Annotated in this window: 23 protein-coding genes and 5 tRNA genes; 11 read left to right on the top strand and 17 right to left on the bottom strand. The window is 45.4% G+C overall.

The window, feature by feature from the left end; translation table 11 throughout:
• Complete coding sequence (locus DN730_RS12660) at positions 1-705, top strand: fumarylacetoacetate hydrolase family protein (RefSeq protein WP_115468514.1); 705 nt, start codon at positions 1-3, stop codon at positions 703-705.
• Here the strand turns inward: DN730_RS12660 and DN730_RS12655 are convergent.
• Entirely contained in the window at positions 691-1,185 is a 495-nt protein-coding gene (locus DN730_RS12655) for a tRNA-uridine aminocarboxypropyltransferase (protein WP_115468513.1), read from the bottom strand. The genes DN730_RS12660 and DN730_RS12655 overlap by 15 nt on opposite strands.
• Before the next feature lie 79 nt (positions 1,186-1,264).
• Positions 1,265-2,476 carry an ammonium transporter gene (locus DN730_RS12650; protein WP_115468512.1) on the bottom strand — a complete coding sequence of 404 codons (1,212 nt, stop codon included), beginning with the start codon at positions 2,474-2,476 and terminating at the stop codon, positions 1,265-1,267.
• A gap of 457 nt (positions 2,477-2,933) precedes the next feature.
• Here DN730_RS12650 and DN730_RS12645 point away from each other — a divergent pair, with 457 nt between their 5' ends.
• Positions 2,934-3,146: a cold-shock protein gene (locus DN730_RS12645; protein ID WP_115468511.1), complete on the top strand. Its 213-nt coding sequence runs from the start codon at positions 2,934-2,936 to the stop codon at positions 3,144-3,146.
• 69 nt (positions 3,147-3,215) lie between these two features.
• Here DN730_RS12645 and DN730_RS12640 read toward each other — a convergent pair whose 3' ends face one another.
• Positions 3,216-4,058 (bottom strand): outer membrane protein assembly factor BamD, encoded by an 843-nt coding sequence (locus tag DN730_RS12640; protein ID WP_115468510.1) that lies wholly within the window; start codon positions 4,056-4,058, stop codon positions 3,216-3,218.
• A 107-nt stretch (positions 4,059-4,165) separates the two neighbouring features.
• Between DN730_RS12640 and rluD the strand changes: the two genes are divergently transcribed.
• The 3 genes from rluD (at position 4,166) to clpB (ending at position 8,649) form a co-directional block, all read left to right on the top strand.
• A complete protein-coding gene (rluD, locus tag DN730_RS12635; protein ID WP_115468509.1) occupies positions 4,166-5,143 on the top strand; it encodes a 23S rRNA pseudouridine(1911/1915/1917) synthase RluD in 978 nt (325 codons plus the stop codon).
• A 70-nt stretch (positions 5,144-5,213) separates the two neighbouring features.
• Positions 5,214-5,945, top strand: coding sequence for a peptidoglycan editing factor PgeF (pgeF, locus tag DN730_RS12630; RefSeq protein WP_115468508.1), 732 nt, complete (start codon positions 5,214-5,216; stop codon positions 5,943-5,945).
• A 100-nt stretch (positions 5,946-6,045) separates the two neighbouring features.
• The gene (gene clpB / locus DN730_RS12625) at positions 6,046-8,649 is read left to right on the top strand and encodes an ATP-dependent chaperone ClpB (RefSeq protein ID WP_115468507.1); all 2,604 of its coding nucleotides are present in this window, start codon (positions 6,046-6,048) and stop codon (positions 8,647-8,649) included.
• 70 nt (positions 8,650-8,719) lie between these two features.
• Here the strand turns inward: clpB and DN730_RS12620 are convergent, their stop codons facing one another.
• The 13 genes from DN730_RS12620 to DN730_RS12560 all read right to left on the bottom strand — a co-directional run bounded on the left by DN730_RS12620 (position 8,720) and on the right by DN730_RS12560 (position 16,543).
• Entirely contained in the window at positions 8,720-9,373 is a 654-nt protein-coding gene (locus tag DN730_RS12620) for a TIGR04219 family outer membrane beta-barrel protein (RefSeq protein ID WP_115468506.1), read from the bottom strand.
• A gap of 94 nt (positions 9,374-9,467) precedes the next feature.
• Positions 9,468-9,542: transfer RNA gene (locus DN730_RS12615), tRNA-Gln, on the bottom strand.
• Positions 9,543-9,563: 21 nt separating this feature from the next.
• A tRNA-Met gene (locus DN730_RS12610) sits at positions 9,564-9,640 on the bottom strand.
• Between the two features lie 14 nt (positions 9,641-9,654).
• A tRNA-Gln gene (locus DN730_RS12605) sits at positions 9,655-9,729 on the bottom strand.
• A gap of 16 nt (positions 9,730-9,745) precedes the next feature.
• Positions 9,746-9,822 (bottom strand) — tRNA-Met (locus tag DN730_RS12600).
• Between the two features lie 8 nt (positions 9,823-9,830).
• Positions 9,831-9,905: transfer RNA gene (locus tag DN730_RS12595), tRNA-Gln, on the bottom strand.
• A 101-nt stretch (positions 9,906-10,006) separates the two neighbouring features.
• Positions 10,007-11,098, bottom strand: coding sequence for a redox-regulated ATPase YchF (ychF, locus tag DN730_RS12590; protein WP_115468505.1), 1,092 nt, complete (start codon positions 11,096-11,098; stop codon positions 10,007-10,009).
• Positions 11,099-11,121: 23 nt separating this feature from the next.
• Positions 11,122-11,706, bottom strand: coding sequence for an aminoacyl-tRNA hydrolase (gene pth / locus DN730_RS12585; protein WP_115468504.1), 585 nt, complete (start codon positions 11,704-11,706; stop codon positions 11,122-11,124).
• 16 nt (positions 11,707-11,722) lie between these two features.
• On the bottom strand, positions 11,723-12,298 hold the full coding sequence (locus DN730_RS12580) for a 50S ribosomal protein L25/general stress protein Ctc (RefSeq protein WP_115468503.1): 576 nt from the start codon (positions 12,296-12,298) through the stop codon (positions 11,723-11,725).
• Positions 12,299-12,363: 65 nt separating this feature from the next.
• The gene (locus tag DN730_RS12575) at positions 12,364-13,311 is read right to left on the bottom strand and encodes a ribose-phosphate diphosphokinase (protein WP_115468502.1); all 948 of its coding nucleotides are present in this window, start codon (positions 13,309-13,311) and stop codon (positions 12,364-12,366) included.
• A 57-nt stretch (positions 13,312-13,368) separates the two neighbouring features.
• Positions 13,369-14,229: a 4-(cytidine 5'-diphospho)-2-C-methyl-D-erythritol kinase gene (ispE, locus tag DN730_RS12570; RefSeq protein ID WP_115468501.1), complete on the bottom strand. Its 861-nt coding sequence runs from the start codon at positions 14,227-14,229 to the stop codon at positions 13,369-13,371.
• Positions 14,226-14,801: a lipoprotein insertase outer membrane protein LolB gene (lolB, locus tag DN730_RS12565; protein WP_115468500.1), complete on the bottom strand. Its 576-nt coding sequence runs from the start codon at positions 14,799-14,801 to the stop codon at positions 14,226-14,228. The genes ispE and lolB overlap by 4 nt, the downstream gene beginning before the upstream one ends.
• Positions 14,798-16,543, bottom strand: coding sequence for a tetratricopeptide repeat protein (locus DN730_RS12560; protein WP_147290582.1), 1,746 nt, complete (start codon positions 16,541-16,543; stop codon positions 14,798-14,800). The genes lolB and DN730_RS12560 overlap by 4 nt, the downstream gene beginning before the upstream one ends.
• Before the next feature lie 237 nt (positions 16,544-16,780).
• Here DN730_RS12560 and hemA point away from each other — a divergent pair, with 237 nt between their 5' ends.
• The 3 genes from hemA to prmC are packed head-to-tail and all read left to right on the top strand — an operon-like array spanning position 16,781 to position 19,997.
• The gene (hemA, locus tag DN730_RS12555) at positions 16,781-18,052 is read left to right on the top strand and encodes a glutamyl-tRNA reductase (protein WP_115468498.1); all 1,272 of its coding nucleotides are present in this window, start codon (positions 16,781-16,783) and stop codon (positions 18,050-18,052) included.
• The gene (gene prfA / locus DN730_RS12550; protein WP_115468497.1) at positions 18,052-19,140 is read left to right on the top strand and encodes a peptide chain release factor 1; all 1,089 of its coding nucleotides are present in this window, start codon (positions 18,052-18,054) and stop codon (positions 19,138-19,140) included. Before hemA ends, prfA begins: the two co-directional genes overlap by 1 nt.
• 2 nt (positions 19,141-19,142) lie before the next feature.
• A complete protein-coding gene (prmC, locus tag DN730_RS12545; protein WP_342768184.1) occupies positions 19,143-19,997 on the top strand; it encodes a peptide chain release factor N(5)-glutamine methyltransferase in 855 nt (284 codons plus the stop codon).
• Between the two features lie 23 nt (positions 19,998-20,020).
• Here the strand turns inward: prmC and yaaA are convergent, their stop codons facing one another.
• Positions 20,021-20,794: a peroxide stress protein YaaA gene (gene yaaA / locus DN730_RS12540; RefSeq protein WP_115468495.1), complete on the bottom strand. Its 774-nt coding sequence runs from the start codon at positions 20,792-20,794 to the stop codon at positions 20,021-20,023.
• An 88-nt stretch (positions 20,795-20,882) separates the two neighbouring features.
• On the opposite strand from yaaA, the gene DN730_RS12535 reads away from it, so the two are divergent.
• The 3 genes from DN730_RS12535 (at position 20,883) to DN730_RS12525 (ending at position 22,571) form a co-directional block, all read left to right on the top strand.
• On the top strand, positions 20,883-21,089 hold the full coding sequence (locus DN730_RS12535) for a hypothetical protein (protein WP_115468494.1): 207 nt from the start codon (positions 20,883-20,885) through the stop codon (positions 21,087-21,089).
• Between the two features lie 26 nt (positions 21,090-21,115).
• Entirely contained in the window at positions 21,116-22,051 is a 936-nt protein-coding gene (locus DN730_RS12530; protein ID WP_115468493.1) for a hypothetical protein, read from the top strand.
• A 112-nt stretch (positions 22,052-22,163) separates the two neighbouring features.
• The gene (locus tag DN730_RS12525) at positions 22,164-22,571 is read left to right on the top strand and encodes a PAS domain-containing protein (protein ID WP_115468492.1); all 408 of its coding nucleotides are present in this window, start codon (positions 22,164-22,166) and stop codon (positions 22,569-22,571) included.
• Positions 22,572-22,670 lie beyond the last annotated feature (99 nt).

The raw sequence follows: 22,670 nt of genomic DNA, 5'->3' as shown, positions 1-22,670 counted from the left end.
ATGTCATCTGATTACATCGTAGCACCTGAACCGATCACTTTTTTACCTATTGTTGGTACGGGCCAGGTGTTTCCTGTACGAAGAGTATATTGTGTTGGTCGAAATTATGCTGAGCATGCAAGAGAGATGGGGGATGATCCAACTCGAGACTTGCCGTTTTTTTTCTGTAAAGACCGCACATGTATAGTGCCTGCATCCTTTTCTAGCGTTACAGAGATTCCTTATGCTGTTGGCACGGAACAATTTGAGTATGAAGTGGAGTTGGTGGTTGCATTGGGGGCTGGAGGGCAATCACTGACATTGGAGCAAGCCGATGCTTCGGTACTTGGTTACGCTGTCGGGTTGGATATGACGCGACGCGACTTGCAAGCTCAGGCAAAGAAAAAGGGACGTCCATGGGAGTCAGGGAAAGCGTTTTCCAACAGCGCACCCATTTCCGAGATAATGTTGCGGAAAGACGCTGATTTGATGAAAGAGGGACGCATTTCTCTAGCTGTTAACTCAGTAATGAAACAAGACAGCAATCTTACTCATCTGACTTGGAGTATTGCTGAGGTGATTGTGAAATTGTCCGAACAGTTTGAGCTACATCCTGGTGACCTGATTATGACAGGCACGCCTGAAAATGTGGGTCCAGTTGTGGTAGGAGACAGGATTAATGCGGCGGTTGAAGGTGTTGGCCAGATTGAGTTAGTCGTGGTGTAAGGTTTGTTGGTTAAACGTTAAGAATGTCTCTTCAAGCTTATTAGCTTCACTCATCTCTGGTGAGAAAGTCTTGAGAAGGTAAATGACGGATTCTGCTGTGCAGAGTCCGTTTTTTATTTGATTACGGCGTCGTGTAAAGATCGATTGCTGACCTTTGATCTCAAATTTTTTAAAACGATGTAAATATGGGCTTCGGTTATATATCTTTCTAGCTTGCTGCCATGTACCGTCAATCAAAATAATGTGTTCGATTGTTTGTTGGGTCGCATCATTTGAGCATTCAGTAGAGACTAGCGTCAGGTCTGCTTCTGGATATATGAGTAATGTGCGCTCTACTGGTAGCTCTGTGAGTTCTACCGAGGGAGCTGTGCGATGCCAAGTGAGTGCGGTTGTTAAATGTGGGAGCGTCTGTATGACAAGTTTCCCTGTTCCATTTTGCTTCTTGAATTCTTCAGGGTGAGTCAGTAGCCAGATATGCATAGTAAAATAGTCATATGATAATCAACGCAGCATAGCAAAAAGAGGGAGGCATTACCTGCATCCCTCTTTTAAATATTATCTATTCTTTGCCAATGGAGCCTATCTTGTGAATAGAAAGGTCTGCGCCATTGAATTCATCTTCCTCTGTTAGACGAATACCGCTGATGGCTTTTGTGACGCCGTAAACGATAAAGCCGCCTAGCAATGCAATGCCTATCCCCATCACGGTGCCGACGAGTTGACTGGCTAGGCTAACGCCACCTAATCCACCTAGATTCGTTGAGCCGAAGATGCCGGCCGCAACTCCGCCCCATGCACCACAAACTCCGTGTAAAGGCCAAACACCTAACACATCGTCGACGTTATGTAGTTTCTGCTGCATCCAAGTGAACAGTAATGTAAACAGCACCCCAGCTACAGCGCCCGTTGCAAGGGCTCCAATTGGGTGCATTAGATCTGACCCAGCACAAATCGCAACCAATCCTGCAAGCGGTCCATTATGAATGAAGCCTGGATCATTTTTTCCGACGATGAGAGCCGTTAATACACCACCAACCATAGCCATAAGAGAGTTGACAGCAACAAGACCGCTAATGCTGTCTAGCGTTTGAGCTGACATAACGTTAAAGCCAAACCAACCTATGCAAAGAATCCAAGCGCCGAGCGCTAAGAACGGAATGTTGGAGGGGGCAAAAGCTACTAGTTTTCCTTGACGAAACCGGCCATTACGAGTGCCTAATAATGTAATCGCTGCTAAGGCTACCCAGCCCCCAACACCATGCACCACAACAGATCCTGCAAAATCATGGAACGGTGCTCCAAACGTTACCTCAAGCCAGTCCTGAATACCGTAGTTACCGTTCCAAATAATGCCTTCAAAAAATGGGTAGACGACGCCAACGATCATTGCCGCTGAAACAAGCATCGGGTAGAACTTGGCGCGCTCCGCAACACCGCCCGATATGATAGCGGGAATCGCGGCAGCAAAGGTCATTAAGAAAAAGAACTTAACTAAGGCGTAGCCATTGTTTTCAGCGAGCGTTTCAGCACTTTCAAAGAAGTTAACACCGTAGGCAATTTGATAGCCTACAAAAAAATACACCAATGCAGATATTGCAAAATCGGTCATGATTTTAACCAGTGCATTGACTTGGTTTTTATGTCGAACCGTGCCGACTTCTAAGAATGCAAACCCGGCATGCATGGCAAACACCATGATTGCACCCAGTAGAATAAAGAGAGTGTTTGAGCTTGAGACGAGAGTCTCAACTGCGCTATTGATATTATCCACAAAAGGGCTCCAATGATTTATGCACCAAAATGGTTGGTTGGTTTTATTTTTTGCCTCGATATGAAGCTTGTTTTTTCGTCCATGGGGCAATTCCCTACATTGGTGCGATGTTAAGCAATATTTATGCCTTTTTTGAATTTTTTGGTGCATGACGTTTTGATGGTGAGTCGATCTGGTGCGCTAACTGGTTTTTAATATGTAAAACAGCTGTCATGTTAAGAAGGTATGCTTTTAGATTATGCTGGCTAGATGGTTGAAAAGGGGAAATCTGTGCACATTTTGTGTAAATATGATCTTTCTATTTTTCTTTAGTCGTCATATTATCGAAAAGGCTGTTGTTTAAAATTGAATCAAATTATTCAGAATAAATAGCACCAAGGAACAATGCTTCGTTTATGAAACGAAGCCGTATGCTAAATAAACTGCTTTTTAAAGCAGCATAAGAAAAGAGGTTTATATGTCAGATCAATTGGTATCCGGTATCGTTAAATGGTTTAACGACGAGAAGGGATTTGGATTCATTGAGCGTGATGGTGGCTCGGATGTTTTTGTTCATTTTCGAGCAATCAATGGTACTGGTCGCCGTACTTTGCTTGAAGGTCAAAAAGTTACTTTTGAAGTGACTCAAGGGCAGAAAGGTCCGCAAGCTGAAAATGTCACGATTGTTTGATCTGGCATAGGGTTTAAAAAAAGCCAGGCATTGCCTGGCTTTTTAGTATGTGGACATTGAAGGTTTTTGTTAGTCGATTAAGCCAAGGCTGACCCAGTAAAGAGTATCTGGATCGGCTTCACGAGGCAGCTCAAATGGGATAAATTTTTGCTCATTATCAAGGTAGCGACTATTTGGAAAGTTGTTGCGCAATATCGCCAGATTGGTCTGGGCGTTCTCATAAAGATCGAGGTTCATATAAGCCTGTATGGTTACCGCTAGAGCTTCTTCAACAGATGGTGTAGAGGGATAGTGTTGAATGACTTCTTGTCCTCGTCTTAATGCTGAGATAGACGCTTTACGCTCGAAATAATAGTGAGCGATGGATAGTTCATGTTGTGCGATCATATTGCGCAAGTGCAGCATACGTGCCTTTGCATCGGGTGCATATTCGCTATTAGGGAAGCGCATCAGAAAATCGGCAAATTCACCAAATGATTTATTAAATTCGGACGCATCTCGCTCTGCAGGATTAAGGTTTAGGAAGCGTCCAGATAGTGTTTCAGCCCCTTTGTAGGTAGACAGTGCCCGCATATAGTATGCATAGTCGAGTGCATTATTGTTTGGGTAATTTTTTATGAATCTCTCTGCCGAAGCATGTGCAGAAATATAGTTAGCAGCTTTGAATTCGGCGTAGATAAGATCCAAGCGTGCACGAACAACATAGTCGCCAAATGGGTAGCGAGTCTCAAGATCTTTGAATTCTTTGATGGCCACAGAAGCTAGATTGTTCTCTAAGGCCTCTTGCCCTTTGTTGAAGTATTCTTTCTCAGGAAGGTCAGGCTCCACCGTAGGTTGGCTTGAGCAGGCTGTCAGAACCGAGTAAATGGTGGCAATTGTCAGAAATCGTGACAACGTCTTAATGAATCCCATGTATAATACAACCCTAGTAAAAGCGGCATAGCCATTTTCATGATAGCTATGCAATTGACATATTTCGCGTCGAGATGACGCAGCATAGAGCAAAGAAAGTTTATTGTATGGCAGAGCGCATAGTAAAAGAAGCCCAAGTTACACTGGATTTTTCTGGTCAGCGATTTGATCAAATTGCAACCGAATTGTTTTCAGATTACTCACGTTCGCGAATCCAAAGCTGGATCAAAGATGGTGTTCTCTTAGTCGATGGTAGTAAAACCAAACCCAAGGAAAAGCTCTTTGGTGGCGAGGTTATTACGTTGGATGTTGAGCTTGAGGAGCAAGTTGTTCACACCGCACAGGACATCCCTTTAGTTATTGTCTATGAAGACGATGATATCTTGGTTATTAATAAGCCAGCAGGACTCGTTGTACACCCTGCCGCTGGCCATAGTGATGGTACCTTGCTTAACGCGATTCTTCATCATGCACCTGAAACAGCCACGGTTCCTCGTGCTGGAATTGTGCATCGTTTAGATAAAGAGACGACAGGGCTAATGGTTGTTGCGAAAACACTGATTGCTCAGACGGATCTCGTGACACAGCTACAAGATCGCAGCATGGGGCGTGAGTATGAGGCCATCGCTATCGGAGCCATGACGGGTGGTGGTATTGTGGACGAGCCTATTGGCCGACACCCACATAATCGTCAAAAGCAAGCGGTTGAGCCTGTAAATGGTAAAGAGGCAATTACCCATTATCGGTTAGTGAAGCGTTACAATAACCATACGCATATTCGTTTAAAGCTAGAGACAGGGCGTACTCACCAGATACGTGTGCATATGGCGTTTATTCAGTATCCGCTAGTCGGTGATCCGCAGTATGCGGGTCGTCTGAAAATGCCTAAGGGGTGCTCCCCTGAACTGCAAGAAGCGCTACGGGGGTTTCGTCGTCAAGCATTGCATGCTAAAAAGCTGGAGTTGTCTCACCCTGTGACTGGCGAATGGATGGAATGGGAAGTAGACCTGCCGGAGGATATGAAGGCGCTTATCGATGTATTAGAAGCAGACCTACATAATGGCGGCAAGACGCATTACATGTAAGCCCTTCAAATAGTGTGGGGATAATTTGAACAAAGGCAGCGAAGGCTGCCTTTTTTGTTAGGTGGATGATATGGATTCTGTTTTATCTGTTGATTGGGTTGTACCTGAGCGGGTCAAAGCATATGTGACGACTCGTAAGGGAGGAGTGAGTCAAGCGCCATTTGATGGATTTAATATAGGTGCACATGTCGGTGATGCCGCTGAAGCTGTCGCTTACAATCGCGAAGAGTTAAAGCGACTAACTCAGCATCCAGGTTCTGTTTACTGGCTAAATCAAGTGCACGGCTGTGACGTTGCGACGCTTCCTAAAGGAGGGGCGATAACGGCGGATGCGGCTTATACCAACACACCCAATACGGTTTGTGCGATATTAACGGCTGACTGTCTGCCGGTGGTGTTTGCGACTAGAGCGGGGGATGAAGTGGCTGTTGCCCACGCGGGCTGGCGAGGCCTTTGTGGTGGCGTATTGGAAAATACATTGGCATGTTTTAAAGACCCTTCTAGCGTTGTTGCTTACCTTGGGCCAGCAATTGGCCCAAGTGCCTTTGAAGTCGGGGGCGAGGTACGCGCTGCGTTTATAGAGAAAGATGCGAATGCGATGTCTGCTTTTACTCCCAGCACGCGCAGTGGAAAATGGCTGGGCGACTTGTACAGCCTTGCGAGATTGAGACTTTTGCAACATGGCTGTCAGACAATATTGGGCGGCGAATTTTGTACTTACAATGATCCAGAGCGCTTTTTCTCCTATCGTCGTGACCATGATACAGGTCGCATGGCGACGCTTGTCTGGTTTGATGGATGATGAGTGTCAAAAAAATGACACCTAGGCATTGAAAAGATAAATCTTGTACCTATAAAGCGATTAGAAACTCATTTTATAATCGGTTTATCGGAGGCCAAATATGCGAATTGATCGATTAACCAGTAAATTGCAGCTTGCTCTATCGGATGCACAGTCTGTTGCTTTAGGGCAAGACCACTCATACATTGAGCCAGTGCATGTCTTGATCGCCTTGTTGGATCAACAAGGCGGCAGTACTCGGCCTATCCTGCAGCAAGCAGGCGTTCAAGTTGCCAAGTTTAAAGAGTCGCTTAATCAAATTTTAGAGCGAATGCCAAAACTCAATGATCATGATGGTAATGTTCAGATGTCATCTGAACTGGGACGACTTCTGAATCTTGCTGATAAGGAAGCTCAAAAACGTAAAGACCAGTACATATCATCGGAGCTACTGCTACTAGCGATGTTTGATGGTAAAGATGATGTCGCAAAAGCACTCAAAGCAACCGGAGTGACAAAAGCTGACATCGTTGCGGTGATCGACAGTGTGCGTGGTGGAGACTCAGTGAACGACCCCGATGCGGAAGAGAGTCGTCAAGCGTTGGATAAATACACCGTTGATTTGACAGCTAAAGCGGCGGAAGGGCGCTTGGATCCAGTGATTGGCCGTGATGATGAAATCCGAAGAGCAATACAAGTTTTGCAGCGCCGTCGTAAAAACAACCCTGTTCTGATCGGTGAGCCTGGGGTTGGTAAAACAGCGATTGTTGAAGGGTTAGCGCAACGAATCATTAATGGAGAAGTTCCTGAAGGGTTGAAGAAAAAGCGTGTCTTGTCACTCGATATGGGTACCTTGATTGCTGGTGCAAAATACCGAGGTGAGTTTGAGGAGCGTTTAAAAGCGGTTTTGAATGAGCTGTCTAAGCAAGAAGGTCAAGTCATTTTATTCATTGATGAGATCCACACGATGGTTGGCGCGGGTAAATCAGAGGGCTCAATGGATGCGGGCAATATGCTTAAGCCTGCTCTTGCTCGAGGAGAGCTCCACTGTGTTGGCGCGACAACGTTGGATGAATATCGTCAATATATAGAGAAAGATGCTGCGCTCGAACGACGTTTCCAAAAAGTGCTGGTAGATGAGCCGAGTGTGATGGATTCAATTGCGATACTACGCGGTTTAAAAGAGCGCTATGAGGTTCACCATGGGGTGGATATTACAGATTCGGCGATCATCGCCGCCGCGAAGCTTTCTCAGCGCTATATTACCGACAGACAGCTTCCGGATAAGGCGATTGATTTGGTGGATGAGGCGGCAAGTCGTATTCGTATGGAGATGGATTCAAAGCCGGAAGAAATGGATCGCCTTGAGCGCCGTTTAATTCAGCTTAAGATAGAGAAAGAAGCACTGAAGAAAGAAAAGGATAAGGCATCGAAGCTACGTCTAAAAGAACTTGAGGAAGAGATTGATACGTTACAGAAGCAGTTCTCTGACCTCGAAGAAATTTGGAATGCTGAAAAAGCTGCTGTTCAGGGGGCACAAAAGCTAAAAGAAGAGTTGGAAGGTGTTCGTCATGAGATGGAAGAGGCACGTCGTCAAGGCAATTTGGCGAAAATGTCAGAGCTTCAGTATGGTGTGATTCCGATGTTGGAAGCAGAGATCGAAAAGGCGGCTTTAGCTGAAGAAAACGAGACGGAAACGCAGCTGCTCAAAAATCGTGTTACCGAAGAAGAGATCGCTACTGTTGTCTCGCGTTGGACTGGGATTCCCGTAGATAAAATGCTGGAAGGGGAGCGTGACAAGTTATTGCGGATGGAGGATGCGTTGCATCAGTCTGTAATTGGGCAAGATGAAGCCGTCAATGCTGTATCCAATGCAGTGCGCCGCTCTCGTTCTGGGCTTGCTGATCCAAACCGCCCGAATGGTTCATTTTTATTCTTAGGGCCAACAGGGGTAGGGAAAACCGAGCTGTGTAAATCTTTGGCTAAGTTCTTATTTGATACTGAACAGGCCATGGTTCGTGTTGATATGTCCGAATTCATGGAGAAACACTCAGTGGCTCGTTTGATTGGGGCGCCGCCGGGTTATGTTGGTTATGAAGAAGGTGGCTACTTAACAGAAGCTGTGCGCCGTCGACCATATTCTGTGTTGTTGCTTGATGAGGTAGAGAAAGCCCATCCAGATGTTTTCAATATCCTACTGCAAGTGTTGGATGACGGGCGGCTTACAGATGGTCAGGGGCGAACGGTTGATTTTAGAAATACCGTCGTGGTGATGACATCGAATTTGGGATCGGATGTTATTCAAGAGTATCGTACCAATGATGAGTACGAATCGATTAAGTCCAGAGTGATGGAGGTAGTGGGTTCACACTTTAGGCCTGAATTCATTAACCGAATTGATGAGACGGTGGTATTCCACCCACTGATGCAGTCGCAAATAAAAGGCATTGCTAAAATTCAATTGCATCATCTGAATGCGCGCTTAGCAGAAATGGGGATGTCTATGAATGTAAGCGATGAGGCAATGGAGCGGTTAGCAGAAGTAGGGTACGACCCCATTTATGGTGCTAGACCGCTTAAGCGAGCGATTCAGCAGTGGATTGAGAATCCGCTTGCTAATGAGTTGTTGTCAGGGCAATTTGTCGCTGGGGATCTGATACAGGTTGGTGTTAACGAAGACGGTATGGTGTTCAACGCCGGCAAGGAAACCGTAGAAGCGGTTTAGAGCAAGTGCTTTAAAGTAAAAAGCCAGTACCGAAGAGGTGCTGGCTTTTTTATTGCGTGGCAAAAGTAGATTAGAAATCAGCAAATACGCCAACGAAGAAGCCGTCAAAGTCTACTTCAGTATCAATGCTTCCTTCGTCGATCGTTAGGTTGGCATTCCGGTAGCCACCCTCAACACCAACGAAGAATGGTGATTCGTATTTTACTTTAACTGTCGTATCGGTGATGCTCGAATCGCCAATGGCTAAAGTTTTAAGTTCACCGCCCACAGAAATAGGAAGTGTCGGCAAAGTGAAGTAGGCTGCAACATAGCCCGTTGGCAGAATAAAGCTCTCTGAAGCGCTTGAGCCATTTATACGTGCATCCATGTCCATTTGACGGAACGATACACCTGCGTCAAGGCTAAGCCAAGCAAGGCCATCTAGTAGCTCGTAGTAAAGCGTGTAATCCGTGTTGTCGATTTTTACCTGAGTGTTGCTGTTGCTTGCTTCAAGTGTTGACCCCTGAAGACGTACATTTGGGATGACAGGTACAGGGTGTTCAAACGCCACGCCAAAGTATGTTGAGCTATCGCCAGAAAGGTCTGAGTTTGTAGTTTGCCCATTAACGGAGCCATTGAAGCTTGCATCTGGAGAGTATTGGCCAATTTCTGCAGTTAAGCCTAACACATCGGCTTGTGCAGCACTGGCTAAAAGTATGGATGAGGCGATAAGCGCTTTTTTCATGAGATTGTCCTATTGAATATCGAGTTGTAATGCCTCGAATTATAAAGGAGCTATTATGAAAAGCTAATGAAACTCGCAAAAAATCTCGGTGTTGTGGCTGGGGTGGCAGGATTCGAACCTACGCATGACGGGATCAAAACCCGTTGCCTTACCGCTTGGCTACACCCCAATAAGAAAGTACTTTGAGAAGTGGTGGCTATGACTAGATTCGAACTAGTGACCCCATCATTATGAGTGATGTGCTCTAACCAACTGAGCTACATAGCCTAAATAGGATTTGATGGCTGGGGTGGCAGGATTCGAACCTACGCATGACGGGATCAAAACCCGTTGCCTTACCGCTTGGCTACACCCCAACGTATCAAAAAAGGTTGGTGGCTATGACTAGATTCGAACTAGTGACCCCATCATTATGAGTGATGTGCTCTAACCAACTGAGCTACATAGCCTTGAAGAGTGGCTGGGGTGGCAGGATTCGAACCTACGCATGACGGGATCAAAACCCGTTGCCTTACCGCTTGGCTACACCCCAACAATCTTCTCACAGACGCAATTCAGCTTGGCGCTTCCCTGTGTCTGTGGCGCGATATTATTCATATAACCCGTTCATGGGTCAAGCTTTTTTGTGAAATTTTATACGTTGAAACGGAAATGCATTACATCGCCATCTTTGACAATGTACTCTTTTCCTTCTAAGCGCCATTTGCCAGCTTCCTTGGCTCCGCTCTCACCTCGGTACTGAATGAAGTCGTTGTAAGCAACGACTTCAGCACGGATAAAACCTTTCTCGAAGTCTGTATGGATCACACCAGCGGCTTGAGGTGCTGTAGCACCTTGTTTCACAGTCCAAGCGCGTACTTCTTTAACGCCCGCTGTAAAGTATGTCTGAAGTCCTAGGAGTTCATAGCCTGCACGGATGACTCGGTCTAAGCCTGGCTCTTCCATACCCATTTCATCTAAGAACTCTTGCATTTCTTCCGCATCCAGCTCAGAAATTTCTGCTTCTAATTGGTTGCAGATAGGAACCAGTATAGCGCCTTCTGCTTCAGCAATTTCGCGAACCGTATCGAGGTGTGGGTTATTCTCAAAACCATCTTCAGCGACGTTTGCAATATACATAGTTGGCTTAGTTGTCAGCAAGTGAAGTTGCTTAACCGCTTTGACTTCATCATCTGATAAAGATAATGCTCGGACTGGCAAGCCGTCTTCTAGATGTGCTTTGATTCGCTCAAGGAATTCTTTATGAGCAATAGCTTCTTTATTACCACTTTTGGCATTTTTTGCAGTGCGGAAGATTTGTTTATCTACGGATTCGAGATCAGCTAGAACCAGTTCAAGGTTGATGACTTCAATGTCTGCTTTAGGGTTGATCTGATTCGAAACGTGAATGACATTTTCATCTTCAAAGCAGCGAACTACATGAGCGATGGCGTCTGTTTCACGAATATTGGCAAGGAATTTGTTACCAAGCCCTTCGCCTTTTGACGCACCTTCCACTAAGCCTGCGATGTCAACAAATTCCATTGTTGTTGCAAGAACTCTTTCTGGCTTCACAATTTCGGCGAGCGCATCTAAGCGTGGATCAGGCATCGCCACGACGCCAGCGTTAGGCTCTATTGTACAGAAGGGGAAATTTTCAGCGCCAATACCGGCTTTGGTTAGCGCGTTAAATAGAGTAGATTTGCCGACGTTTGGTAAGCCGACGATGCCGCAATTAAAGCCCATAAGAAATTCCTAAAGCTGGTTAGTTATGCTTTAAAACTATGTAAATGATTCATTACGCCTGACCAGTTATCGCTGATGATATCTTGGTAATAGCGTAAGGACTCATCGATGGTTTGTTCAATTTTTTGGTATTCTTCACTGGGAGCTTTGCGTAATACATAGCCGGCGACTTGGCTTGCATGACCAGGGTGGCCTATACCGATGCGTAAGCGCCCGAAATCTCGGTTATTTCCCAGTTTTGATATGATGTCCTTAAGTCCATTGTGTCCACCGTGGCCTCCGCTTTTTTTTAGCTTTACGGTACCCGGTGCGATATCTAGCTCATCGTGAGCGACAAGGACTTCTTGAGGAGAGATTTTATAGAATTGACATACGGCTTGCACCGCTTTGCCGCTCAAGTTCATATAGGTCGTAGGAATGAGCAAATAGCATTCCTGACCACCTATAAAAACTTTGCCGAACTGGCCAAAGAATTTTTTTTCGGTGCGAAGAGAGCACTGGCTCATACGAGCCAGTGCTTCAATCCATTGCGCGCCAGCGTTGTGGCGGGTGTTTTCATATTCAGTGCCGGGGTTACCCAAGCCAACGAGTAATCTAAAACCTGCCACAAACTTGCCTCAATGATTAACGCTTAGCTTTGCCGATACGAGCGATAGGTTGGTCATGGTCTTCGCCTTTAAGAAGAGCAACCAATTCTACGCCTTCAGGAAGTTTTGCGTCAGAAAGGTGGAAAATATCGCCTAGTTGGCCTTTGATTGTGTCTACTTCCAAAGAAGCTGGTAGGTTCTGAGGTAAGCAGCGAACTTCAGCAAGTTTCGCTTCAACAGATAGACGACCACCTTGAGATTTAACACCTTCAGATTTTGATGCGTTAGTGAAGTTTAGAGGAACGCGAGTAACGATCTTTTGATCTTCAGCAACACGTTGAAGGTCGATGTGCATGACGTCACCAGAAGCTGGGTGGCGTTGCAATGCTTTAACAATTACTTTTTCTTCTGCGCCGTCTACAGCGATCGTAACGATGCTGGTTAGGAATGAAGTGTTCGTTGCTTTCGCAACTTCATTTGATTTAAAAGTAACAGAGACAGCGTCTTTGTTGCCACCGTAAACAACAGCAGGAACTAGACCTTCAAGGCGAAGGCGGCGGCTCGCACCTTTACCTTCTTCTTTGCGTGATACAGCATTTAGTACTTGAGACATTTTAATATCCTAAATTGAGTTTAGTTTGCCCAGAACTGCGACCCGTTCCGAGCGTAGTGTTTGGTTTACGCTCCAAACATAGCGCTAATAGACTCTTCGTTACATACGCGACGAACAGCCTCAGCCATAATGTCAGACATCGACAGTTGGCGGATTTGTGGGCAATCCTGTGCTGCTTGAGTCAATGGAATGGTGTCAGAGACGACCAGTTCATCCAGCACAGAGTTGCTAATATTCTCAATAGCTTTGCCAGAGAGAACAGGGTGGGTACAGTATGCAAGTACTTTTGACGCACCGTGCTCTTTCAGCGCTTTTGCGGCAGCGCATAGCGTACCGCCTGTATCGATCATGTCGTCGACCAATACACATGTTTTGTCTTTTACATCACCGATCAAGTGCATGATTTGCGCTTCGTTGGCGCGTGGGCGACGTTTATCGATAATAGCCAAGTCGGCATCATCTAGAAGCTTGGCAAACGCTCGGGCACGAACGACACCGCCGACATCAGGTGAAACAACGGTGATATTTTCGTGTCCTTGTCGTTGTAGATCGTCTAGTAGTAGAGGTGTTGCGTAGACGTTATCCACGGGGATGTCGAAAAAGCCTTGTATCTGATCTGCGTGCAAATCAACGGTTAAAACACGGTTAATACCTACAGCAGAGATCATATCGGCTACCACCTTCGCAGTAATTGGTACACGTGCAGAACGCACTCGGCGATCTTGTCGAGCATAACCAAAATAAGGGATAACTGCTGTCACTCGTGTAGCGGATGCGCGACGCAGCGCGTCGGCCATAACAATCAGTTCCATCAGGTTATCATTGCTTGGAGCACAGGTTGATTGGATGATGAAGACGTCTTTACCACGAACGTTTTCATTAATTTCGACTGTGATCTCTCCGTCGCTGAATTTTCCAACGGTTGCGTTGCCAATAGGAAGCCCTAGGCGACGTACCACCCGACGAGCGAGTTCAGGGTTGGCATTACCGGTAAAAACCATCAACTTGGACACTGTGTATACCCTTTGTATTTTATAGCAATGAAAAATAGACTGGCGTTTCTTTCAGCATTAAATAGGTTGCTGTGCAATCCACTGGTTTAAAACGTCATGAGTAGGAGAGGTATTACAGCCGCGACAAACCCAAGTTTGCCAGTTATCCGGTGCAGACGCCCTCACTCGCTCAGCGTCGTCAATTAAGTCAAACGCTAAAAACAAGCACGCTCCTGTACCTGTTAACTTTACGTCACCAAATTGTGTAAGCCATAGAAACGCTTCATCCACCTCCGGATAGAGTCTTCGTACGACTTCGAGGCAGTCATTATGCCCACCCAGTTTCAAGGCGTGCGATATTCTGATCGCAGGGGTGTCTCTTGTCAAATGTTTATCGGTAAAAATTTGAACAGTTGGGACGCTACAATTAGGCTTTAGGAGTAGGTAGTACGGGGCTTTCGGTGCTACCTTTGTGAGCTTCTCACCGATGCCCTCGGCAAACGCGGCGTGACCGAAAATAAAGATTGGAATGTCTGCACCAAGAGAGGCGCCTAAGCGAGCTAGTTCATCAAGTGATAATTCACACTGCCAAAGAGTATTTAATGCTAACAGAGTTGTAGCCGCATCACTGCTACCTCCGCCAATGCCACCGCCCATCGGTAGTCGCTTTACTATTGAAACGCTAACGCCTTGCTGGCTTTTTCGATAGGGTTTGAGTAAGACTGCTGCCTTGTAGATGAGATTGTCTTTTATCTCTATGCCATTCATTGATGGTGTTATAACGATGCGATCCTCGGCGGTGAGGTTAAAAGTCAATGAATCACATAAATCGATGAACTGGAAGACAGTCTGCAAATTGTGGTAACCGTCGGGTCTCTGGCCAATAATGTGTAAAAATAAGTTGAGTTTTCCTGGCGCTGGAAGTGTTAACTCGGTCATTGCACGTCCCAGCTGGTGATAATTAAATTTACACGGTAAGGAAGCTGAGTCACTTGCATCTTTTGCGGTAACTTCAAGTGATCAATACTCGTGAATTCTTTGTACGTAATGGTCCAGCCATCTTGGTAGATTTGTTTGGGAGTTGACCCGTCTACATCATAAGTGATGTCGGCGTAGGATTTTGGCGATGCTAAACCTCGAATCCAATATTGTACTTGCGTGACGGGAAACTGCCATCCCAGCTCTGAGTAAAGCAGTTCCTCTGCGTTTTTTCCGACTATTGTTTTGTCATCATACGACAACTGTGCAGATTGACCGACCGAACCCTCTAGGCGTGTGGCGCCTTGGCCAAAAGGCCCGTAGATATTTAGTTCGTATCGCTCCTGTGATTGGTTCCAATAAAAGTTGCCAGAGATCGCGTCATTTTCTGTGCGAATCCCCACTCGACCCTCAGTTTGCCACGCGCTGATATCCTCAGTCCTCTCAGGCGTCGGTTCAGGTGGCACAGAGGGGGTAGTACTACACCCCGCAAGAATTGCGGTGACAAATACTATGATTAAAGGTGTTTTCATTGTTTGTCCTTTGCTTCTGTCAGCATTTCGGGGGCGTAGCGTTGCAGGGTTTGACGAAGGGTAGGGAGCTGGTCATTAATCTCAAGTGCTCGCTGCCAAACGTCGTATGCGCCATCGGTATCTTCCATTACCCAAAGGACTTCTCCATAGTGAGCCCCTATTTCAGCGTCTTTCATTAGAGACCACGCTTCGGATAACAGCTGATTTGCTTGCGCAACATCGCCCTGCAAGTAATGGGCCCACCCTAAACTATCGATAATCGCAGGGTCTTTTGGATCCAACGCGTATGCTTTTTCAATCAGTTTTATTGCCTCTTTCATGTTATCTGGCGTACGCACCATGATGGTGTACCCTAACGCATTTAAATACGAAGCGTCATTTGGGTGTTGTTCTACCAATATTTTCAAGTCTGAAATGGCAGCTTGTCCGTTTCCATCTTGGTCATGCATGATGGCTCGTCTATAGCGAATTGCATCTGTATCCGAAAGTGCTGCGAGTGATTGATTTAGCAATTCATATGCTAGGTCCTTGCGTTGCTTTTGGAGATGCAAGTCTACGACTCCGATAACATGCCCAGGTTCATTATCATTGGTCGTACGTTGTAGGATGATGCTATTTATTCGCTCAGGTTGTTTAGCGTTATAGAGCCATTTTACCACGAGTTCAGATGCATTCCAGCTAAGCCCTCCATAGACATTAGACAGAGTATTAAGTGCTGAATCGAGCTGTCCATTGTCATGTAGGGCGTTGGCGAGTACAAAATTTATTTGATAGCCAAGGCCACCTTGTCGTGGAAGAGTGCTCATGAACTTTATGGTTTGCTTGGTCGAGCCTTGTTGCAGGAGTCGTTGGCCTATTGAAAGACCGATTTGTTGACGTAGATATAACGGCAATTGAGCGGAATGGAATTTTTCAATCGCCGCATCTGACTGCTGGTTTTCAATCATTATGTCGAGTAGATTTGCAAAAATACGTTGGCTGTTAGGGTATTTTTGCTCGCCTGCTTCGAGTGTTTGCTGGGCAAGGGTGTTTTGTCCAACTTGTTGGAGGCTAAAAGCTTTGATGACTATCAGTGCTTCTGCTTCCTTGTCGGAACTTTGAACTAAAATGTTTTCTATTCGCTGTAAAATTGACGTGTATTGTCCTTCTGCGAAATCTAGATGGATCTTAGCCGTCTGTACAAATACGTCATCTTTTAGGTCTTTACTTGCCAATAATGTTTGGAGTTGCCCCATAATACGATTGTTGCGAATATTTTGATCAACAAAGTCGGGCAAAAAGTCTAATGCAATACCTTCTTTTTTGCATTGAGTGAGGAGTTCTTGGGCAATCTTTGTTTGTTCATCGACTAACAGAGCTTGAAGTCGAACGGGATAAGCTTGTGCAGCTTTGGGATCTTGTTCTAACCAAAGTTGTGTTGCGAGTAGTACCGCATCATTGTTATCGCTAGCAATCGCGGCGCTGGTTGCGCGCTGAGAGACGCTTGCATCATTGGTGTTTTGTGCCGCGTCAAAGTACAGCGGAAATGCCGCCTTTCCTCCATGACGTTGCAGACTAAATTCAGCTTGCAATAGCTGAGTGAGTTGAGCCGCATGGTTGCTCTGGTTTACAGGTATTGACTGAACGTCGTATTCCATCTGTTGCGGCTGTTTTGTAGAAGTAGAACAGGCACTTACGACAATACTCAATGCAAAGGCTATTAAGCATTTTACGGTAGTGTTTTCATGTTGCGATGATGTCATAAGAACCTATCTAGGACTTTGTAATCGTTTTTGAACCTCTATGTTAGCGCCGCCATCGCTGGGTTGTCAGCCTTTATAATGCTGATATCTTATAAGGAACCCGTATATTTATTGATTTGATGGGGTGCTAAGAGCTAAAAATTCCACTTATAATAGGGACTTTATTGATGAGTCGCCTAACGTTGGTGATTTATTTGAAGTACCTGTTCGATCTCAAGCTGTGAGAAGAGTTCCTGAATGCCACTAATCACCGTGGGTGTAAACCATAAAACCGCGCCAGTTTCGATTCGCGAGAAAGTCTCTTTTGCCCCAGAAAAAATGGTAGACGCACTGCAGTCTATCGTCTCTGGAGGCGGTGCGACGGAAGCGGTCATCGTGTCTACGTGTAATCGTACGGAGTTGTATTGTGCGGTTGATGACGACATACAAGAAGCGCAAATTATTCGCTGGCTGAGTGATTATCATCATATCTCTCATGAAGAGCTGAGTAAATTTTGCTACGCGCATCGAGAAGACGAGAGCGTACGTCACATTATGCGCGTTGCTGCGGGATTGGATTCGTTGATTTTGGGTGAGCCTCAGATTCTTGGTCAAGTGAAGTCGGCCTATGCCGTTTCACAAGAGGGTCAATGTATCGGTGGGGAATTACAAGGATTGTTTCAGCAAACGTTTTCGGTGGCTAAAAGAGTTCGTACCGATACGGCGATAGGAGAAAATCCTGTTTCAATTGCTTTTGCCGCAGTCAGTTTGGCTCAGCGTATTTTTGCTGATGTGAAAAATAGTACTGCATTGCTGATCGGTGCAGGTCAGACAATTGAGCTAGTGGCAAGGCATCTCAAGGAAGCCGGTATTAAGCGAATCATTGTTGCAAACCGCACCCTAGAACGAGCCCAAGTTCTTGCTGACGAGTTAGGTGCAGAAGCCATCTTGCTAGGTGAGATCACGGATCATCTGTATTTGGCGGATATCACAATATCCTCTACAGCGAGCCAACTGCCGATCATAGGTAAAGGTATGGTTCAGCGAGCAAGTAGCCAACGTCGGCGCAAGCCAATGTTGTTGGTTGACATTGCTGTACCTAGAGATATAGAGCCAGAAGTACAAGACGTCGAAGACGCGTACCTATATACCGTCGATGATTTACATTCAGTGATAGAAGAAAACGTCAAAGCGCGACAGGATGCGGCGCAAGCGGCTGAATTGATTATCGAACAGGGAATAAGTGACTACAAGCGTAAGCAAGAGTCTCGCAAAGTATCCGATCTAATTGTAAGCTACCGCGCCCAAGCAGAGACAATTAAGCAGTCAGAATTAGAACGCGCACTTAAAAGCCTAGAAGCAGGTCAGTCACCTGAGCAGGTAGTGAATAAGTTAGCGCACGGATTAATGAATAAGTTGATTCATAACCCTACACAATTTCTAAGACAATCTGGAGCTGAAGGCGACCAGCAAGCGCTAGATGTAGCATCAGATATTCTTGGAATCACCGATATAAAAGAATCCAAATAATGAAAGAGTCGATAAAATTTAAATTAGAGAGTTTGGCAGAGCGCTATGAAGAGCTGTCTGCATTATTGAGCGATGCAGATGTCATCATGGATCAGGATCTATTCCGTAATTACAGTAAAGAATACGCGGAGTTAGAACCTGTCGTGAAGTGCTTTGAAGAATACCAGCAAGTGCTTGAAAACCTCGAAGAAGCGCACGTTATGCTTAGTGACTCGGACCCTGATATAAAAGAAATGGGGCAAGAGGAACTAAGTGCAGGACAGGAACAGAAAGAACAGTTGTTGCTTGATTTGCAGAAGTTGTTGCTACCGAAAGATCCAAATGATTCACGAAATGTGTTTTTGGAGGTGCGTGCTGGTACAGGCGGCGATGAGGCATCTATCTTCTCGGGCGATTTGTTCCGAATGTACTCTCGCTATGCAGAGACTCAGCGCTGGAAAGTTGAAATCGTCAGTGCTAGTGAGGGTGAGCATGGCGGTTACAAAGAAGTCATAGCGCGTATCGTTGGCGAAGGTGCTTATTCCAAGCTGAAATTTGAATCGGGCGCTCATCGTGTACAACGTGTGCCAGCGACGGAGTCTCAGGGGCGGATTCATACTTCTGCGTGCACGGTAGCAATACTCCCAGAAATGGATGAAGTAGCGGCCATTAATATTAATAAAGCAGACTTGCGTATTGATACCTTTCGAGCATCGGGAGCGGGTGGGCAGCACGTCAATAAGACGGACTCCGCCATTCGTTTAACCCATATTCCCACTGGTGTTGTGGTCGAGTGTCAGGATGAGCGTTCCCAGCATAAAAACAGAGCTAAGGCAATGGCGTTGCTAGCGTCACGCTTACAAATGGCAGAAGAAGAGAAGGCTGCCTCTGAGCAATCAGAAGCACGTAAATCTTTAGTGGGGAGTGGTGATCGCTCTGAGCGAATTCGTACCTATAATTATCCACAAGGACGCGTGACGGATCATCGTATTAATTTAACACTATACAAACTGGACGAAGTGATTCAAGGGGATTTAGATGTACTAGTCAATCCTCTTATCAATGAATATCAAGCCGAGCAGCTGGCTGCATTAAGTGGTGATAATTAGTTTTGACGCTTCAGCCGCCCATGATGATAGAAACGTTATTAAATCAAGCGTGTCGGCGGCTAGCTTCTGTCTCTGACTCGGCTCAATTGGATGCACAGCTACTGTTAGCGGATGTCCTCGATGTGTCTACAGCCTATTTTTATACTTGGCCAGATAAGCTCGTGCCTGCCAAGTCGGCTGATCAGTTTGAGTGTTATGTAACCCGCCGTGAGCAAGGTGAACCAATCGCCTATATATTAGGGAGGCAAGATTTCTGGACGTTAACGTTAGAGGTGGCACCGTGTACGCTGATACCTCGCGCAGATACTGAGCGTCTAGTCGAAGTTGCATTGGAATTGGCCAGCGATGCGAAGTCCATCTTAGATTTAGGTACCGGCACTGGCGCTATTGCGTTAGCGCTAGCGAAAGAGCTGCCAGAAGCTGCAGTACAGGGGGTAGATTTTCAAACAGAAGCTGTGCAGTTGGCCCGACGGAATGCCACTCGGAACAATATTCAAAATATAAACTTCGTGCAAAGTGATTGGTTTAACAGCCTTTCATCAGCATCCAAGTTTGAATTGATTGTCTCGAATCCCCCATATATTGACCCACATGATCATCACTTAGAGCAAGGCGATGTGCGCTTCGAGCCTAAAACAGCGTTGGTCGCAGAGAACCAAGGGCTTGCGGATATTGATCATATTATAAAACAGGCGGTTTCCTTCTTAGCGCCGAAAGGGTGGCTGATGTTTGAACACGGTTTTGATCAAGGAGCTGCGGTACGCACCCTGTTTTGTAACCAAGGCTATACCAATGTGATGACCTATCAGGATTTTGGTTCGAATGATCGAGTAACCGTAGGGCAGTATCGGTTTTAACTGCCCTAGGGGGCTAATCGTAATTAAGCAGCGCCCTCAGCGCGGATGAAAACAGGTTCATTTGGTTTGGAACGAGATTCATCAAATTGATAGCCTGCCAAGTTAAAGCCTTTTATGTCATCTAATGTTTCTGCTCCACTCTCGATTAAATACCTCACCATTAAGCCGCGCGCTTTTTTGGCGTAGAAGCTAATGACCTTGAACTGGCCGTTCTTCTCATCCAAAAAATTAGGTGTGATAATCGTATTGCGAACCACTTTTTTGTTTACAGCCTTGAAGTACTCATTAGAGGCTAAGTTGACGAGCAGCTCATCTTCTAGCAAATCGTCGTTCAAGGCCTGAGCGATACTGTCACCCCAGAAATGGTATAAATTGTCCCCTTGATCGTTTTTAAGTTTTGTTCCCATCTCAAGACGATAGGCCTGAATGAGATCGAGCGGTTTTAGTAGCCCATATAACCCACTTAGAATGCGTAAATGAGATTGCGCATAGTCTATTTGAGCTTCACTAAGAGAATACGCATCAAGTCCCGTATAAACATCGCCCATGAATGTAAAAATAGCAGGTCGACTATTGTCAGTTGTATGGGCTTTCCTCCAATCTTGATAACGCTCGACATTTAGCGTGGCTAACTTATCGCTCAGCTTCATCAAAGTGGCGATGTCAGAAGGCGTGTAAGGTTTGATCGTTTGAATAAGTGCTTGTGCCTGATCTAAGAAAATAGGCTGCGAGTGTGAATCAACAGGAAGAGAACTATCTAAGTCGAGAGTTTTTGCTGGGGAGATCAAATATTTCATAGCTTACCTTAGCTCATCGTTGCGTTTTCCAATGATTATCCATAGAGTATGTGTACATATCCACTTATTGCCCTGATAGAGATATTGTATGAAGGATAACTTAATACAGTTCCCGTTGAATCAATGCTCCATATCTGATGATCTGGACGGCACTGTAGAGTGTGTGGATGGTGTACCAGAAAAAAAGCTCAATGCTCTTCGTTCAGCGTTTGATGAAGCTCGAAAGCAGTGGCCAATTGAAATGGCCGAGTTGCCAGAACAAAACCGCAAATACGTCAATTCCAATAAGCGATAACCTCTTATTTTTAAGGACCTCTCTTTTTGTTGACCTTTCTAGTCAAACACTCCTTAGTCGGAATGTTTATTTGTGCATTGTTGGGTTTTCTGTTTCCTAGCGCTTCCACCTTCGTTTTTCCAGCTCTTCCTGTTGTATTGTTTTGCCTAATGTTACTGACATTGCTCGGAATGCCTATTCGACGCCTGACGAAACGATTGGTTAATCAGTCCGTATGGCTGTATGGGCTGGTGCATTCGGTGTTGTTTATGTGTATTTTTGCCTTCGTTTGTTGGCTCGTAGGCGCTTCAAATGAACTCACCTTAGCGATTTTGGGGGTCGGAGCAACGGGGTCGTTGTTTGCTACACCAGCTATTGTCAGAGCACTTGGATTCGACAATCTGGAAGCAATGGCAATGACGATTGTTACGACACTGATGTTGCCCATTGTTCTCTATTTTCCAATTCAATGGCTTCATGTAGCACAGGGTCAATTGGACTTTGTCGCATATGGTTTACGTCTCTTAGTATTTATTGTGGGGCCAATTTTAATCTCCATATTACTGCATCGGTTTTTACCTTCAGAGTGGCTGCAGAGAACGCTCGTTAAAATTTCCCCGTACACCATTTTACTGGTGTTTGCTTTTCCATTTGGGTTAGTCGGTGCTTATCGACAGTTGTGGCAAGAAGACGAATTAACCGCCTTACTGTATCTATTGATCGCGGCGTTACTGGTAGCAGTGTTCTTTTTAGTGACGCTCATGCTATATCGTAAGCAAGGCTATGACGTCGCACTAACTGCTGCCATCACTGCAGGTAACCGCAATGTGTTATTGACCTATTCAATTGCGGGGGCTTTATTAGGACCTGCATTTTTGCCACTCGCAGGGGCCATGCAGCTGCCAACCTATCTACTTCCCGTTATAACCAAGCGTATATATTTGTCACACATAAAATATAAATTGGTTGATAAGTGCAAATAAATATCAGTCGACTATCCTAAAATATGTAATTTCGTCTACAGTATAGTTATTAGACTTAAGCGATTTCTAATGTTCGACTTTAAAGTACCTCCACAAGAGCACAGAGGGATTTATGCGTAAGAACTTACCTGTCACCAATAATGAGCGTACCTTTCCAAAAGAAGTGAAGCTGATTTCTACTACTGACCTAAAAGGTAAAATAGTTCATTGCAATCAAGCATTTATAGATATCAGTGGGTTTAACAAAGAGGAATTAATAGGTTCTCCGCACAACCTAGTTCGTCACCCAGACATGCCTCCAGCAGCATTTGAAGTGATGTGGTCCCATTTGAAACAAGGAAAACCTTGGATGGGGATGGTTAAAAACCGCAGCAAAAATGGGGATTTTTATTGGGTGGATGCCTACGTAACACCTGTTACAGAAGACGGCCATGTGATTGGTTACGAGTCTGTGCGAACGTCACCTGACAGAAAGCATGTTGAGCGTGCAGCTGTACAGCGACATTATAGTTTGATATGAAAATGACGCTTTAGATGGCCTGAGTAAAGTAAAGTTTGATATTTTTTAACTCTACCTTACCCACTCCCCTTGACATTAAAGTTTGATATTTTTATACCC

It is taken from the genome of Marinomonas piezotolerans, assembly GCF_003362755.1.
Classification (GTDB): Bacteria; Pseudomonadota; Gammaproteobacteria; order Pseudomonadales; family Marinomonadaceae; genus Marinomonas; species Marinomonas piezotolerans.
Note: the sequence above shows the minus strand (reverse complement) of the source record. Positions and strands in the feature narration are given on the sequence as shown.